Here is a 17,042-nt window from a genome sequence, read left to right as displayed (position 1 = left end):
AAATAAGTAGATAATCATAATTACTTACATATTATTACGTAATAAATATAGAATAATGTTTTTTATAAACTACATTATTCGATGTCCTATTTATATATTACAACCACCATAAACCAGTCTTATTTAGATATATTACCGGAGAGTTTTACTATGAATAAAATACTTCTTGCTACTATGATCGCAGGTATTTTTTCTACCACTGCTTTTGCTGCTTCAGATAATACTATTCGTTTCCAAGGTGAAGTTTCTGATGAAACATGTACTGTCACCGTTAATGGCAATTCCGCATTACCAGTTGTGTTATTACCCACAGTACCAGTGACTGCGTTAGACACAGCAGGCAAAACAGCAGGACAAACACCTTTTACTATCGCGGTAAGTGGTTGTACAGGTACTAAAGGAACTGATACAAATATTAAAACGATTTTTGTTGCCAATAATCTAACCACTGAAGGTCGTATTGGTAACTCTGCTGCTAATAACAATGTCAGTTTAGAAATCATCGATCCTGCAAACACAGGAACAAAAATTGATTTAACGGGTGTAGGTAATGATGGACTGGTATTAAAAGCCAATGAAGAATCTGCATCTTATGATTATGCGGTTCGTTATTATGCTGATGATGTGGCCACAGCAGGTAAAGTAGAAGGCAGTGTGCAGTATTCTATCTCTTATCAATAATATTGCTATGTCTCCTTTATATAAAGGAGACATTTTTTGATTATATAAGAGGAAGATAAAATGATAAAAAAAATAATTATGCTCATTGCAGTTCTTTTTTTAAGTTATAGTACAGCGGCTTTTTCAAGTGTTACGATGCTAAAAACCCGAATTATTTATTCTTCAGACTCACGTTTTGAAGTTTTAAAATTTATGAATAATGATGATATTCCTTACATCATGCAAATATGGGCGGATAAAAACAATCCAAATTCAACGCCGGATAATGCGGATGCTCCTTTTATAATTCAACCCCCCGTTTTTCGTATCGATCCTAAAATAGGGCGAGATGCCCGATTAATTTATATAGGAGAAGGTCTTCCTCAAGATAAAGAATCCCTTTTTTATTTAAATATCGCCCAGATCCCACCTAAAAATCTGAATCAAGATATCAAAGAAGGTAATAGTTTTACTGTTATTGTGCACCATAGGTTAAAAATATTTTATCGTCCTAGCGCAATTGAATCACAGATCAATAATGTTGAAAAACAAATAACCTTTTTAAAAGACACTAATGGCAATATAACAGTTAAGAATAACTCACCTTTCTTTGTATCATTTGCTTCGTTAGAAGCCACAAATACGTCAGGGCAAAAATTTGCATTTAAGTCTACTATGATTTCACCGCTCTCTACAGAAACTTTATTACCAGAAACAAACAATAAACTTTCATTCTCACCCGATAAGATAACTTATAAGTATCTTAATGATTTAGGTGGACAAAACAGCGCAACATATTTAATTCATTAATTTAAATGGCATTGAAATGAAATTAACAGAAAAAAGAGTGGCTAAATTAAACAAGAAGTTAAGATTAATATTCTTAATTAGCTCTTTTACTTTTGTTATTCATACAATGCCTTTAGCTATTGCTGATGAATATGAATTTGATCCTGCTTTATTATTAGGCAATAAAAACAATATTAATATGAATCAACTTCATGACAGTAATTATATCTCCCCCGGTGATTACGATGTTGATATTTATATTAATAATCGTTTTGTAGAAAGAAAAACGATTAAATTTAAGTTAAATGATAACGATAAAGTGTTGCCTTGTTTTACGCTTAAGCAAATTGATGAAATGGGAATTTTGTTGAGCGATATAATGAGTAATGAGAATACGCAATGTTTGTCATTAAACCAGATCAATAAAAATATCGTAGATACTTTTGACGCTGCAAACTTCAGAATAACGATAGCGGTACCACAAATATTATTAAAGAGAACACCGCAAGGTTATGTTAATGAAGCGGATTTAGATGCAGGAAATACGATGCTGTTTACCAACTACACTGGTAACTATTATAAAAATAAATCGAGAGGGCAAACCTCAGACTATGGATTTGCAAGTGTTAATCTGGGTGTCAATTTAGGAACATGGCAATTTCGACAACAAGCTTCTTATTCTTATAATTCTTCAAAGGCGGGAAGTGATAGTGATTTTAATTGGATAAGAACTTATCTACAAAAACCGATACTCTCATTAAAATCGACACTAGTGGTGGGAGATATTTATACGGCAGGTACACAGTTTTCTAGTTTGGCATTTAAAGGGCTCCAATTGATGTCTGATGAAAGAATGCTACCTGATTCACAAAAAGGGTATGCACCTGTTATCAGAGGTATTGCTACCACTACGGCGAGAGTGGTAGTAAAACAAAATGGCACTGAAATATATCAAACGACAGTGTCTCCTGGTCAATTTGAAATTAATGATCTTTATCCCACTAGTTATGAAGGTGATTTGCTTGTCGAAATACATGAAGGAAATGGCAAAATCTCTTCTTTTACCGTGCCTTTTAGCGCATTACCTGAATCAGTCAGGGCGGGGCGGTTTAAATATAATTTCACCGCTGGAGAAGTGAATAATTTTGGCTCCGAAAATAGCTATTTTTCGGATCTTGCTTTGCAATACGGTTTAAATAATACCGTGACATTAAATACGGGATTACGTGTTGGGCATCAATATCAGGCAATATTTGCTGGTTCTGTTATTGCAACTAAATTAGGGGCTTTTGGATTTAATAGTGCGCTTTCTAATGCTGAGATTAATGGTAAAAATTATCAAGGTGGACGATTAGGTATGAGTTATAGTCGTACTTTTAGTCCAACAAATACGGTTATTACATTGGCGGGTTATAAATATTCAACAGAAAATTTTCGTGAATATAATGACGTATTAGGTTTAAGAAAAAGTGCAAATGATGGCATGATTTGGAATTCCAATAGCTATAATCAAGAAAGCCAATTTACATTAAGCGTGAATCAAGCTTTAGATAAATGGGGACAGCTTTATATTTCTGGTTCCATCAGTAATTATTATGGTAATAAAGGGCATGATGCACAATATCAAATCGGATATTCCAATACTTATAAAGATATCGCTTACAATATTGCCTATAGTCGCCAAAAAACAGGGCAGATGATTGCCAATAATACATTCACATCAACAAAAACAGACTCTATTTCAGAAGATATGATTATGGTTTCTGTTTCTATGCCATTGGGGATGTCTGATTATTCACCAATGTTATCATTATCATCGAGTCATGCGAGTGATGACTCTAGTTATCAAGCTAACCTCTCAGGTTTGTTAGGTGAAGACAAAACGTTATCTTATAGTGTAAATACTGACTATGACACGCAAAACAGAGCAATAGGTAGCGGTTTACATGTGATTAAACAACTGCCGTTTACGACACTATCAGGCAGTATTTCAAATGGTAAACATTACACTCAAGGGAGTATTGGTGTTCAAGGCGCATTGGTTGCTCATAGTGGTGGCGTAACATTAGGACCTCGTATTAGTGAATCATTTGCATTAATTGAAGCAAAAGGTGCGAATGGCGCGAGTGTAAGTAACGGAATGGGATCTAAAATTGACTATTTTGGTTACGCTATTGTGCCATCTCTGGTTCCTTATCAATATAACAATGTCAGTTTAGATGGGAAAAATATTCAAAATAATAATATTGAGCTTTTAGAAAATACGAAACAAATTGCGCCATATTCTGGGGCTAGCACTAAAATAGTATTTAAAACGCGAGTCGGATATCCGGTATTAATTGGTGTTAAACCAGAAACTCAGCTAGCACTGGGTGATAATGTTTACGATAAAGAAGGTCATATTGTCGGTATGGTTGGGCAAAGTAACCAAGTTTATGTTCGGGTTGAAAATAGAGAAGATACATTAATTGTTGGGAAAGAAGCAAATAGCTGTAAATTAACTTACTCAATACCCGAAGAAAAAGAAGCCGATAAACTTATTTTATTATCAGGTCAATGTCTATGAAATTAAATTGCTATTACTTTTCGTTTAAAACAGCTATTTTATCCGTGTTAATGTTGATCCCAACTTTTGTTTCTGCAACCTGCTATAAAATAACGACAACAAACACTAATCCTAGAAGCAATTATTATACAGAGCCTGGTAAAGGGACGGCAAAAAGTTGGGCAGGCGCGCGAGATGATTCTGGATCTATGGGTACAACTCCCAAAGTTATTAATGTTAATAATGATCAGTTCCAGCCTCCGGGTACTTTAGTCGCAAGTGGTTTTGTTTCTATGTTAGATGCTGGTTATGAAACGTATGATCCTGAGCAAATACTATTTCGCTGTACAGCAGATGAGGAAGGAAAATTAAGAGAGTTCTATTCCACTAATGGCGATTATGCTTATGGTGGTAATAAATTAGTTAACCCTGCATTAGGATTAAATGAAACTTATATTAGCCTTGCTAGAGGATTAGGCATCCGTATTAAAAATACCATAACCGGTGAATATTACAGTCGTTACTGGAAATCTCGTCCATTAACTAATTTAGACCGAGATAGCCAAAATTGGATCTTAGTAAAAGCCAAAGATTTCTCAAATATGGAAGTTGAGCTTTTTAAAATTAACTATGAAAGAACAGGGGATATGCCACCTGCGCAATCAAGTAGCGGATTAATTACCTTTGTTAACCAACCTGCCGGTTATATTGCCTTTCAGAGTTCTAATTATTCATATTTATTAAAAGATGGCAGTGATCATGCCTCAAATTATCATGGCTTTTATGCTTATTGGCCGGCTTCTGTAAATATGTCTCGTCGTATTTATATTCGAAATGCAGCAACTTGTTTTGTGCGTAATGTTACACCTTATGTGTCATTTCCATTAGTTACCGTTAATGAATTGGCAAGTGGAAAAAAAGTTACATTACCTATCGATATTAATTTCTATTGCCAAATAGCGAGTCCGGCTAATGATGGAGTAGGAAATATGTTAACAGGTACGGGAACCGGTCAAACTGCAATGGGTTTTTTACCTCGTCCTGCTAATGTTAATAAAGCTATTGAGTTAGGGTTAACAGTGCCTAATGGAGGCGCTATCACTCATTTAGTCACGGATGGATATGGAACTAATAATAATATGGCAAAAGGTGTCGGGGTAAGAATATATAGACCTAATGGTATACCATTAAATTTATTATCGACCTTGGCGAGTGAAGGGCAAGGAGAAGCCTATGGCTGGTATTCTGTATTAGAGGATGCACAATCACTCTCTTATAATAATGGTGTCTCTGAGTTAACAAAAACGCTGTATGCCTCATTGGAAGCATTACCGAGAGAGCAGATCACAATGGGTAAATTTAGTGCCACATTACAAGTTATTATACAGGTGCAATAATAATGAAGCGATTTAGGTTATTTATTTTATTACTCTGTATTCCTATTTTTTCGAATATTGTGAAAGCAGATTTAGCATTAGAAGGTTCTAGAGTTATTCTTTATCACTCTGATAGAGAGGCTTCATTTAAGATAAAAAATGATGGCGAATTTCCGGTTATAATCCAAACATGGGTTGATGATGGAAATCCTGAAAATACACCAGAAACGATAACTGATGTTTCTGCTTTATCTTTACCTCCTGTATTGCAACTACAACCTAATAATTCACAATTAATTCGAATAATTAATAAATTTACGCATACAGACAAAGAAAAAGAAGCACTTTATTGGCTCAATTTATATGAAATAACACCTAAGCCAGTAAATAAAAAAGAAGATGAAAACTTAATTAATGTTGTGGTGAGATTGCAAATAAAAGTATTTTATCGACCAGATCATTTAGTGATGAATATTTCAGAAGTTAGCCAATCGCTTATCTTCACGAAATCAGATAAACAATTAACAATCGAAAATCCTACGCCGTTTTATGTCACGATAAAATCTGCATTTGGTGAACATAATCCTAATATCATTATTCCTATGTTAGCGCCCTTTTCAAAACAGCAAGTAACATTAGCCAATGAAAAAATAAACCAAATCAGCTATGTGCTTATCGATGATTTTGGTAGTGAATTTCAAAGTAAAAAGGAGATGAAGTAGGGTTTTAGTGATTTATTTTTAGATTGTTCTATTAATTAGATAAATATTTTATTTTAAATATCAGGTATTAGATATTGTTTGTATAAGCTTTATACCAAGATTGAGTTAATAATACACTTTGCTTATTAATCGTCAATATAAGGCAAAAAAGAGACATTTTGTCGCCATTTTCTGCCAAATACAAAAAAGCCACTTATTTCTAAGTGGCCTATCTGCCTGATTTCTCAGCGTAAAATTGGTGGGTCGTGGGAGGCTCGAACTCCCGACCAATTGATTAAGAGTCAACTGCTCTACCGACTGAGCTAACAACCCGATGCGCAGATTATTCTCCTCTCAAAAGCGATGGTCAAGCCCTTATTTTAATTTTTTTTCAAATGGATAAAATATCGCCAGATAAATTAAAAAAAGGATCTTATCTGGTTATCAAAGCATCATTCATTTTACTAAAAGTGATCTTTTCATTACTTACACTGAGATTTGTGTCACAATAATTTCGCAAACATATTGCCACGTCAAAAAATAAAATAGTGGCAAAACAACATCAAAAATATGAACACATTTCAGGTATGGTATGGAAGAGCAAACAGAAATTTCTCCTCCCGCTAGAGTGAAAAATGCCACTCTACAACGCGGGCTAACAAATCGTCATATTCAATTAATTGCTATTGGTGGAGCTATTGGTACTGGTCTATTTATGGGATCAGGGAAAACCATTTCATTAGCTGGGCCATCAATTATTTTCGTCTATATGATAATTGGCTTTGTTCTGTTCTTTGTTATGAGAGCTATGGGAGAGTTGTTATTATCAAATTTAGAATATAAATCATTTAGTGATTTTGCTGGTGATTTATTAGGGCCTTGGGCGGGCTTTTTTGTCGGTTGGACCTACTGGTTTTGTTGGGTTATTACAGGTATTGCCGATATTGTTGCTATAACGTCTTATATTAGTTATTGGGCGCCTCATTTCCCTGAATGGGGCACATCGTTTATTTGTGTGCTGACATTGCTTATCTTGAACTTAGCAACAGTAAAATTGTTTGGGGAAATGGAATTTTGGTTCTCCATGATAAAAATAACAGCTATTGTTTCTTTGATCATTGTGGGGATTGTTCTCATCAGTATTGGATTTGAATCTCCAGCGGGACATACCGCGGCATTAGACAATATTTGGAATGATGGGGGAATGTTCCCTAAAGGGCTAAGTGGTTTTTTTGCAGGCTTCCAAATCGCTATTTTTGCTTTTGTCGGAATAGAATTAGTAGGAACAGCAGCTGCTGAAACACGTGATCCAGAAAAATCATTGCCTAAAGCCATTAACGCTATTCCTATTCGTATTATTACTTTCTATGTGCTGGCATTGGCAATTATTATGTCAGTCACACCATGGCGTTCTATTTTGGCGGATAAAAGCCCCTTTGTGGAATTATTTGTCATGATAGGAATACCTGCAGCTGCAAGTTTGGTGAACTTTGTCGTCTTAACGGCCGCTGCGTCTTCTGCTAATAGTGGTATATTTTCTACAAGCCGTATGTTATTCGGTTTATCAAAAGAGGGCGAAGCACCAAAGCAGTTTAGCCAATTATCTAAACGGGCTGTGCCTGCCAATGGGCTGTTATTCACCAGTTTATGTTTATCATGTGGAATTGTATTAATTTACTTTATTCCTGATGTTATGCATGTATTTACCTTAGTAACAACAGTGTCGGCGTTATTATTTATGTTTATTTGGAGTATGATTTTATGCTCTTATTTGGCGTATCGTAAAAAACGTCCACAGCTGCATGAGAAATCTATTTATAAAATGCCATTAGGTATTCTGATGTCGTGGCTATGCCTTGCTTTCTTTGCCTTTATGACGGTGTTATTAGCTTTTGAACATGATACTCGTCAAGCATTAAGTGTGACGCCATTGTGGTTTATTGCACTAGCTATAGGCTATCAATATGTTAAAAAGAACAAACAGAATAAGAATGTTCAAAAATAAAACATTAATCACGCAATGAAAGAGAAAAGCCTTATTTAATTTAATAAGGCTTTTTTTTGAATTTTTTATTACTAATAAAGTAATTATTTTATGAAAATTTATAATCTAAAATAAAGATATTATATTTATATACCCATAATCGCCTTATAGTCTTAGTTATTAATTTAATAAGTGTATATTTTATTATTTACTGAGTGAAAAATAGGCATTATTTTGGGGTAATAAAATATTTTTAAAATATGTTAACTACATCCGGTAATTTTTTAAAAATACACTATCCTACAATTAAAATAAAAGGAGGCGGTATGTATAAGAATATTTTGGTTCCCATTGATATTGATGAAGATAACCTGATGAACAAAGCAATTCCGTTAGTGGAAAATATTGCAAAAAATGAAGATCCTTATGTTCATTTTTTGTATGTACTCCCGAAACTTCCACAATCTTCTTATTATCGACTTGTTATGAATGGCGATCAATTAGATCAAGGATGCCTAAAAACATCAGCTGAAAAAGAGCTAAAAAAAATTATTGAACGGTTTGATTTACCTGAAGACAGAATGCAAACTCATATTTGCATAGGAACACCACGAGATGCCATATTGCAGATCGCAGATGAAGTAAACGCAGATCTAATCGTGATTGGCTCTCATAATCCCGAAGATGATTCTTATCATATTGGTTCAACAGCTGCTGATATTACACGCTACGCTAAACGCTCTGTTATGGTGGTGAGATAAGCCTTAATAAGCTGTATATTGCATAAGAGTAACTGCCATTTATAACAATACCGCTGTTATATTTCATTTTTATATAACAGCGGTTGTGTAATGAGATAGCGAGGATCGCACAAATCAATGGTTTTTATATTTGAAACACTTCCTTTTTTAATTACTATAAGCCATCTTCTAATAACGATAATCATCAAAACTCATGTTAAGAATTACTGCATTACTAGAAAATAAATCAGTCAATCCTGAGCTTAATTACTATCCTGGCTTATCATTATTATTAGAAGATGATGAGTGCCAAGCTAAAATACTTTTTGATACGGGAAAAGATTTTACCTTTGCTTCAAATGCGAAAAAGATGGGGATTGATTTAACTACATTGAAAACAATTGTTGTCTCTCATGGGCATTATGATCATTTTGGTGGACTTACACATTTACCAGTAGGCTTCTTCTCCAATAAGCCACGAGTTATCGCTCATCCTCATCTATTTTCCGTTCGTTATTCAGCGCTTTTTTTAGGCAATAAAAATATTAAATTTAAACGATTAGCCCCTTTTTTTGATCGCAAAAAACTTGAAACACAATTTTCTTTTGAATTAACAGAAGTTCCTTTAACAATTGAGAAGAATTTCATTTATTCAGGACAAGTGACACAACGCCAAGTGAGTAAACGCTATGGTGTTATTATTCATGAATTAGGCGAAGAAGATGATTATGTTCTTGATGATAGCTTTCTTGTTTGGCAAGGAAGCAAAGGTCTGGTGATTATTACGGGTTGTAGTCACTCTGGTATTGAATCTATAGTTGAACATGCGAAAATAATAACAGGTAATCATCAAATTCAAGCAATTGTGGGAGGCTTACATTTGCGCTGCGCAACCCCTTTTGCATTAGAACGTGCTAAAAAAGCAATAGATAAAAATATTGATGTCTATGGGTGTCATTGCACTGGTGTATTAGGGCGAAAATACCTTAATGCGAAAGATTTTAATGCAGGGCAATCTTTATCTTTTGAGTAGAATGAATGCAAATATTGAACTTAAAACAGACATGAAATTTTTGTTTTTTGACCTGCATTCTAGCAAGTTAACTATTTAAAATGAAAAATTTAAGGTGCATTTAGTGCTATTTAGGCAGAAGATTAAACAATGCTTTTGGCAATAACTGATGCAGTATTATTGCCAAAAGAAAAGCGTGTTAATGGTTTTACTTGCGAATAACCATCACTGAGCGTGAGGTGTTATTGACAATATAATCAGCAGTAGAACCTAGTAATATATTACGTTGATTACGCGAGCTTGATCCAATAATAATGGTATCTGCATCCACTTTTTCTGCTAATTCTAGAATATTGTAATTAGGTGTGCCGATAACGGCATGGCATTGGTATTGCTCTTTAGGTAAGTTAAATTGTTGTTTTACACATTGCTCTAATTTTTCAGTTAGTAAAATTAGAGCTTGTTGCTTTTTCTCAACAACGGAAATGCTATCGCAATTAAGCCCATAAGCTTCTAAAGAGCGTAAATTAGGCATAACTGTAATAAAATGGAAATAATTTTCTGGTTTTGAGGCAAGGAAGTGAATATCAGCAATCATTCGTTGAATTCTGTTATCTTCTAATAAATCAATTGCAACAAGGTATTTGTTAGCCATAGTCTACCTTTTAAATAAATTAGCCCTTAAAGTAAGTATAAGTAAATTAGCTTACAAGTTGAAATTTAAAAGCAAATATTGCGATTATTGCATCATTATTTTGGGTTTTTAGGCTCTAAAAGATAAAAAAATGGTGTGATGAACGAGTAAATCCTTTAAAATTTAGCCAATTGCCTAATCGCTATTTTTATTATTTTTACACATCCATGGAATGATCTCACTAGGTTATAGTTTATATGAGAAAATCAAGCGAAGACTTACTTAAATGTATTGCCACCATATTACAGTGGGTGCTTAATATTGGATTGCTTATTTTAGCAATTGTATTAGTCAGTTTTCTTATCAAAGAAACTTATGTAATTGCTTCATTATTATTTAATTTAGGTGCACAAGAGTCATCTTATCAATTACTAGAAGGTATTTTGATCTACTTTCTTTATTTTGAGTTTATTGCGCTTATTGTTAAATATTTTTTATCTGGTGGGCATTTCCCGCTTAGATATTTCATCTATATCGGTATTACTGCAATTGTGCGTTTGATTATTGTTGAACACAAAGATTCTGTGGATACTTTAATCCAATCAGGCGCAATTTTACTGCTAGTTATCGCATTATTTATTGCCAATACTGAAAAGTTAAAACGTACTTAAAAATCGATAATTTATGTTTACTTAGCCACTGAGCATAAAAAAACAGTCTTAAAAATAAAAATAAGGTTTCCGCAAGATTGAGAGAGATATGTTATTATCTCTCTCAATTTTATTAGGGGTTATACAAAAATATTACTATGTCCTATCAATGTCCATTATGTCATCAGGCACTTTCTCTTCGCGCTCACAGCTGGGTATGTGAAAATAATCATCAGTTTGATTGTGCGAAAGAAGGGTATGTAAATTTACTACCAGTGCAATTTAAACGCTCGAAAGAGCCGGGTGATAGCGCTGAAATGATAAATGCTCGCCGTGAGTTTTTAGATGCGGGTTTTTATCAGCCAATGAGAGATAAAGTGGCTGATTTACTACAAACATTGTTGCCTATAGATAATAGCGTTGTATTGGATATTGGTTGCGGCGAAGGCTATTACACCCACCAGTTTTATCAAAATTTAAAATTACATAATCCACAAGTGTATGGCTTAGATGTTTCTAAAGTTGCGATTAAATATGCAGCTAAACGTTATTCATCTATCCATTTTTGTGTGGCTTCAAGTCAGCGTTTACCTTTTTGTGATGCCACTTTAAATGCTGTTATTCGTATTTATGCTCCTTGTAATAGTGATGAATTAGCTAGAGTTATTGTAAATAATGGATATATTATTACGGTCACTCCGGCACCTCGCCATTTATACCAGCTAAAAGCACTGATTTATTCAGAAGTACATCTTCATCCATTAAAAGAAGAACAATTTGATGGTTTTAATAAAGTGGCTGAACATCAAGTTGCTTATATGATGAATTTAAACGGTAAGCAGGCATTTGATTTATTACAAATGACGCCGTTTGCATGGCGAGCAAGTGAAGACGTGAAACAATCATTAGCTGAAAGTGAGCGTTTTGAATGTGAAACGGATTTTTTAATTCGTGTTTATCAACGTCGTGCTTAATAACGAAAAACAATAAATAATTTATGATGTAAATAAAAAAGCTTAGGCGTGATATCAAACCTAAGCTTTTTATTGTGTTCTGTTGAATTGGTGATTATTTAGCGTACATAAATAATTCAAGATGTTCGAATACAATATTAAAGCCGATAGCAATTAATACGATCCCACCAATAATTTCTGCTTTTTTCCCAAGCACTGGGCCAATATAGCGACCAATTAGCATACCTAATGTTGCCATGATCATCGTCATCATGCCAATGGTCATCGCTGTATGAACAATATTCACTTGAAGGAATGCTAAACCAACACCAATTGCCATTGCATCAAGGCTTGTTGCTATGCCTGTTGCAATTAATGAGAGTGAGCCGTGGCGTTGTGGTGCGTCTTCTTCGCAAGGACATTCATCACTACGTTTTAGGCTTTGATAAATCATACGGCTACCAAGAATAAATAATAGCCCGAAAGCTACCCAGTGATCCCATTGAATAATATATTGGCTAGTATATAAACCTAATGCCCAACCGATAACGGGTGTGCTGGCTTCAATAATACCAAATATAAATCCAGTACGGAGTGCTTCACGAAAACGAGGTTTATGTAATGTGGCACCTTTACAGACTGCAACAGCAAATGCGTCCATAGAAAGAGCAAGGGCGAGGATGATAGTAGCGTAGAAACTCATAATAAAGCCTCGGTTGGGGTATTTCCATATACACACAATTGACCCCCAACCAAAGAAGTACAATTATGTGTCTATGGTCTTGCCAACCGTATTACGGCATCTGCACCACGCTAAATAAAAATAAGCGAGTATGTTGACACAGATTTCTTAAAATAATTAAGTCTTATTTTAAGACAGGCTACTCCCCAATGACTTGATGCAGAAGATAACATATTATTTCTGAAAGGCAACATATTATTTATTATATTTCAAAGATGATATTGATAATAATTATCATTATTAACTTTGGCGATTTTAAATATATTAGAAACGTTTTTTAAATGTTAAAAAAATGATAATTTTCAATGTGATAAATTATTAACCATGTAATAAACAATGGATTATAATTATATTTATAATAAAAAATTAATTTTTTTAATTAAGAGTAATACACCTAAAGATAATAAGCTTAATTTCTTCAAATATTAAATGAATATTAAATAAGCCTATATTTAATGAGTCTATATTTAATGTTTATTTTCTGTTTTTAATAATCAGATAAAAATAAAAAATAGATTTTTTTTAAAAAAATTGTTTTTTAATTTAATTTATTAATTTTATTTTTTCTTTAATTATCTATAGGTTAAGTGATTATTAAAAATAAAATTTATAGTAATAAAAAAGCCACTCAAAATGAATGGCTTTTAACTAAAATAAGGTTAATTAGTCACATTGTACTTTTATTGCTAAACCGCCACGTGATGTTTCGCGATATTTAGCATTCATGTCTTTACCTGTTTCATACATAGTTTCAATGACTTTATCGAGAGATACTCGTGGTTCACTGGTACGACGAATGGCCATACGCGCCGCATTAACTGCTTTTACTGAAGCAATGGCATTACGTTCGATACATGGAACTTGTACTTGTCCTGCAACTGGGTCGCACGTTAAACCGAGATTATGCTCCATACCGATTTCAGCAGCAATACAGACTTGCTCTGGGCTTCCACCTAATAATTCAGCAAGACCCGCAGCAGCCATTGAACAAGCTACGCCGACTTCGCCTTGGCAGCCTACTTCAGCACCAGAGATAGAGGCATTCATTTTGTAAAGAATACCAATTGCCCCTGATGCTAAGAAATAACGTAAGTAGGTTTCTGGTGTCACAGGTTCGATACAACGATCGTAGTAAGCCAATACTGCTGGCACGATACCACATGCGCCATTAGTTGGTGCAGTTACAACACGTCCACCAGCTGCGTTTTCTTCATTTACGGCCAGTGCAAACATGTTGATGAGATCAACGACTTTCATTGGATCGTTTGATAGGCTGTTGCTTGATGTTAATAAACGATTTAATGCAGCCGCACGACGAGGTACACGTAATGGGCCTGGCAATACACCTTCTGTATTTAAACCGTGTTCAATACATTCTTGCATTGTTTTATAAACATCAGCGAAATAGGCATTGATTTCAGCTTGGGTGTGCAGATCTAGCTCGTTTTTCATCATTAAGCTAGAAATGGATAAACCCGTTTCTTTGCAGTGCTTTAATAACTCTTCTGCACTAGCATAAGGATATGAAACAGGTTTGCTATTAAGTGTTGATTTGCCAAAATTTTCTTCATCAACAATAAAACCACCACCAATAGAGTAGTAAGTTTTTCTATATACTTCTTTGTCGCCAGCAAAAGCATGAATAGTCATACCATTCTCATGTAATGAGAGATTGTCATTACTGAAATGCATGCTTTCTGATGGGAAATCGACAACTTTTAAACCGTTCGCTAATGAAAGTTTGCCTGTTTCTTCAACTTCACGAATAAAACCGGGGATGCTGTCAATATCGACAGTAGCAGGTGCGTTACCCGCTAAGCCCATAATGATAGCGATATCAGTATGGTGACCTTTACCTGTCAAAGACAAGGAGCCGTAAACATCAACAGCTACACGAGTGACAGACGCAATCAATTCCTGGTTGACTAAATCATCGACAAATTCTTTACCCGCTTTCATTGGCCCTACAGTGTGAGAGCTAGATGGTCCGATGCCCACTTTAAACATGTCGAAAACGCTAATCACGTCAGACTCCTTAATAATAAGAGAGAGGGTTAAAAAGAATAAAATATAGTTATTTATAGTAAAGGGATCGTTTTTACGATTATATCGTCCCGTTAATGATGTAGTTTACAACATTTTTTTAAAATAGCTAAGTAGAGTTGTGAAGGCGATGATAAAAAGCACAAGCTGAACATAAAATAACGCTTTAAGTGATATGCAAAGCAAGTTTATGTAAAATAGCTGCCGTTAATCCCCAGACAAGATGTCCATTATAAGGGTAAAAATAGATCCGATGATTTTCGCCTGAACGACGAAAATCGAGAGGCTGATAATGTTGTGCATTGAGCACGTGACTTAATGGCATTTCAAAGATAGACGCAACTTCAGCTGGGTTTTGGCGTAAAGATAAACCTGCTGGGATTACACCCACGATGGGAGTAACCAAATATCCACTTGAACTTTGCAATGGAGGTAATTGCCCAATCACTGAAACAGCATTGGGTGGAATAGCGACTTCTTCGTGAGCTTCTCTGAGTGCGGTTTCAATAAGGTTATTATCTTCAGGATCACGTTTTCCACCAGGTAAAGCGACTTGACCTGCATGAGAGCGTAATGTTGATGCGCGTTCTGTTAATAATATGGTTGGATTAGGTTTATTAATAATCGGCAGCAATACAGCTGCCGTTTTTTGAGCATGAAGTGGCTGATTTACCCTATCATTAGGTAATGTGAGTTGGAAACGATTGATAAAAGTATCAATGGGTGTCATCGACAGTAGACTCACTTAAAACAGTTAATATTTGCCCAAGTTTATCGAATGTTTCTTGGTACTCTTTTTCAGCAACACTATCAGCGACAATACCGCCACCCGCCCAACAGTAAATCTTATTTTTTTCTGTCAATAAAGTACGGATGCTGATATTGGTATCCATTGTGCCACAAAAACTAATGTAGCCAATGGCACCGCAATATCCATGACGGCGGTGTGGCTCTAATTCTTCAATGATTTCCATTGCCCTGATCTTAGGCGCTCCAGTGATCGAACCGCCGGGAAACGCAGCTCTTAATAAATCGGTTGCTGTTAGATGTGAGGGAAGTTGTGCTGTAATAGTACTGACTAAATGGTGTACCGCTGGAAAACGTTCAACAACAAACAGTTCTGGTACTTTAACGGAACCTGTAACGGCAACTTTTCCTATATCGTTACGCATAAGATCAACAATCATTAAATTTTCTGCGCGATCTTTACGTGAGCTTTGGAGCAGTAAAGCTTGTTCATCATCTTCTTCGGGGGTTGCTTTGCGAGGCAGAGTTCCTTTTATTGGGCGTGTTTCTATTTTACTATCAGCTAAATGAATAAAACGCTCTGGTGAAACACTTAACACAAAATTATTGGGCAAACACATAAAAGATGAAAAAGGTGCTTTATTTGCTTGATTTAATGTTAAAAATGCATTCCATTCACTACCAACATAGCTTGCGCAAAAACGTTGAGCCAAATTAACTTGATAGCAATCACCAGAAAGTAAGTATTGATGAATTTTAGCAATTTTTTCGTTGTATTCAGCATTGCTAATGTTCGATTGCCAGTCTGTGGTTAAGGAAAATGGAGTATCAATCAATGTGGATGTTTGGTTTTCTAGCCATTGCAATCGCTTATTAATATTGTCATAGCTAATTAAAGTGGCTTTTTTTAATTTATGATCAACGATTAAAGCCCAATCATAAATTCCAATAGCCATATCTGCAAAATTGAGTTCATTTTTAGCGTTTTCAGGTAGTTTTTCAATACGACGACCTAAGTCATAACTCCAAATACCTAAAGCCCCACCTAAAAACGGCAATGAGTCATTGTATTCTGGATGAAAATTAAACTGTTCTAATTCTCGTTGGATCAATGTAAAAGGATCTTTTTTAGAGCGTCTGATTGCACCATTTTTTTCTTTAATCGTTGTGGTTTGCTTGCGAGTTTCTAAAGTTACAAGAGGATCAGAAACAATAATATCAAAACGGTTATGAGGATGTTCGGCAAAGCCAGAATGAAGTAAACTAGACCAAGGCAATGAAGCGATGGGAGAGAATACCCGTAGTGCTAGATCTGGAGTATAAATGAGCTCACGTTGTTGTAATTGCATATCCATCTTATGACCATATAAACAAAGTATGTTGTATCATTCGCACAATGAATTGTAATCAAAAAGATTATATTCATGTAAATACAAAATAGAAGTTGATAAAGATAAGAGTAACAT

General features: G+C 34.7%; 15 protein-coding genes, 1 tRNA gene and 1 riboswitch. Of the genes, 10 read left to right on the top strand and 6 right to left on the bottom strand.

Annotated elements, in window-relative coordinates:
* The first annotated feature begins 150 nt into the window (after positions 1–150).
* The 5 genes from GTH24_RS11880 to GTH24_RS11860 are packed head-to-tail and all read left to right on the top strand — an operon-like array spanning position 151 to position 6,092.
* The gene (locus tag GTH24_RS11880) at positions 151–681 is read left to right on the top strand and encodes a fimbrial protein (protein ID WP_072068492.1); all 531 of its coding nucleotides are present in this window, start codon (positions 151–153) and stop codon (positions 679–681) included.
* Positions 682–741: 60 nt separating this feature from the next.
* Entirely contained in the window at positions 742–1,470 is a 729-nt protein-coding gene (locus GTH24_RS11875) for a fimbrial biogenesis chaperone (protein ID WP_072068491.1), read from the top strand.
* Positions 1,471–1,486: 16 nt separating this feature from the next.
* On the top strand, positions 1,487–4,015 hold the full coding sequence (locus tag GTH24_RS11870; protein WP_072068490.1) for a fimbria/pilus outer membrane usher protein: 2,529 nt from the start codon (positions 1,487–1,489) through the stop codon (positions 4,013–4,015).
* On the top strand, positions 4,012–5,391 hold the full coding sequence (locus GTH24_RS11865; RefSeq protein WP_241253954.1) for a fimbrial protein: 1,380 nt from the start codon (positions 4,012–4,014) through the stop codon (positions 5,389–5,391). Before GTH24_RS11870 ends, GTH24_RS11865 begins: the two co-directional genes overlap by 4 nt.
* A gap of 2 nt (positions 5,392–5,393) precedes the next feature.
* Positions 5,394–6,092, top strand: coding sequence for a fimbrial biogenesis chaperone (locus GTH24_RS11860; protein ID WP_072068489.1), 699 nt, complete (start codon positions 5,394–5,396; stop codon positions 6,090–6,092).
* 236 nt (positions 6,093–6,328) lie between these two features.
* Here the strand turns inward: GTH24_RS11860 and GTH24_RS11855 are convergent.
* Positions 6,329–6,404 (bottom strand) — tRNA-Lys (locus tag GTH24_RS11855).
* 259 nt (positions 6,405–6,663) lie between these two features.
* Between GTH24_RS11855 and cycA the strand changes: the two genes are divergently transcribed.
* From cycA to GTH24_RS11840, 3 genes are all read left to right on the top strand, one after another.
* Positions 6,664–8,076 carry a D-serine/D-alanine/glycine transporter gene (gene cycA / locus GTH24_RS11850; RefSeq protein WP_164526454.1) on the top strand — a complete coding sequence of 471 codons (1,413 nt, stop codon included), beginning with the start codon at positions 6,664–6,666 and terminating at the stop codon, positions 8,074–8,076.
* A gap of 305 nt (positions 8,077–8,381) precedes the next feature.
* Positions 8,382–8,816, top strand: a complete 435-nt coding sequence (locus tag GTH24_RS11845; protein ID WP_115349971.1) for a universal stress protein — start codon at positions 8,382–8,384, stop codon at positions 8,814–8,816.
* Positions 8,817–9,009: 193 nt separating this feature from the next.
* Positions 9,010–9,828 carry an MBL fold metallo-hydrolase gene (locus GTH24_RS11840; RefSeq protein WP_164526453.1) on the top strand — a complete coding sequence of 273 codons (819 nt, stop codon included), beginning with the start codon at positions 9,010–9,012 and terminating at the stop codon, positions 9,826–9,828.
* A gap of 187 nt (positions 9,829–10,015) precedes the next feature.
* On the opposite strand, the gene GTH24_RS11835 is transcribed toward GTH24_RS11840, so the two are convergent.
* Positions 10,016–10,462, bottom strand: coding sequence for a universal stress protein (locus GTH24_RS11835; RefSeq protein ID WP_115349970.1), 447 nt, complete (start codon positions 10,460–10,462; stop codon positions 10,016–10,018).
* 236 nt (positions 10,463–10,698) lie between these two features.
* On the opposite strand from GTH24_RS11835, the gene psiE reads away from it, so the two are divergent.
* Together psiE and rlmA are read left to right on the top strand one after the other, a co-directional pair.
* Positions 10,699–11,112 (top strand): phosphate-starvation-inducible protein PsiE, encoded by a 414-nt coding sequence (gene psiE, locus GTH24_RS11830; RefSeq protein WP_072068485.1) that lies wholly within the window; start codon positions 10,699–10,701, stop codon positions 11,110–11,112.
* 137 nt (positions 11,113–11,249) lie between these two features.
* Positions 11,250–12,065, top strand: a complete 816-nt coding sequence (gene rlmA / locus GTH24_RS11825) for a 23S rRNA (guanine(745)-N(1))-methyltransferase (RefSeq protein ID WP_072068484.1) — start codon at positions 11,250–11,252, stop codon at positions 12,063–12,065.
* A 94-nt stretch (positions 12,066–12,159) separates the two neighbouring features.
* Here the strand turns inward: rlmA and mntP are convergent, their stop codons facing one another.
* From mntP to pabB, 4 genes are all read right to left on the bottom strand, one after another.
* Positions 12,160–12,747 carry a manganese efflux pump MntP gene (gene mntP / locus GTH24_RS11820; protein WP_072068483.1) on the bottom strand — a complete coding sequence of 196 codons (588 nt, stop codon included), beginning with the start codon at positions 12,745–12,747 and terminating at the stop codon, positions 12,160–12,162.
* 59 nt (positions 12,748–12,806) lie between these two features.
* Positions 12,807–12,946: riboswitch (yybP-ykoY riboswitch) on the bottom strand.
* Positions 12,947–13,449: 503 nt separating this feature from the next.
* Positions 13,450–14,811 carry an L-serine ammonia-lyase gene (locus tag GTH24_RS11815; RefSeq protein WP_164526452.1) on the bottom strand — a complete coding sequence of 454 codons (1,362 nt, stop codon included), beginning with the start codon at positions 14,809–14,811 and terminating at the stop codon, positions 13,450–13,452.
* 184 nt (positions 14,812–14,995) lie between these two features.
* The gene (locus GTH24_RS11810; RefSeq protein ID WP_115349968.1) at positions 14,996–15,559 is read right to left on the bottom strand and encodes a CoA pyrophosphatase; all 564 of its coding nucleotides are present in this window, start codon (positions 15,557–15,559) and stop codon (positions 14,996–14,998) included.
* Positions 15,546–16,931 (bottom strand): aminodeoxychorismate synthase component 1, encoded by a 1,386-nt coding sequence (pabB, locus tag GTH24_RS11805; RefSeq protein WP_072068480.1) that lies wholly within the window; start codon positions 16,929–16,931, stop codon positions 15,546–15,548. Before pabB ends, GTH24_RS11810 begins: the two co-directional genes overlap by 14 nt.
* Positions 16,932–17,042: the final 111 nt, after the last annotated feature.

The organism is Proteus vulgaris (assembly GCF_011045815.1).
Lineage (GTDB): Bacteria > Pseudomonadota > Gammaproteobacteria > Enterobacterales > Enterobacteriaceae > Proteus > Proteus vulgaris_B.
The sequence above is the reverse complement of the archived record's forward strand: the minus strand, read 5'-3'. Positions and strand labels throughout refer to the sequence as shown.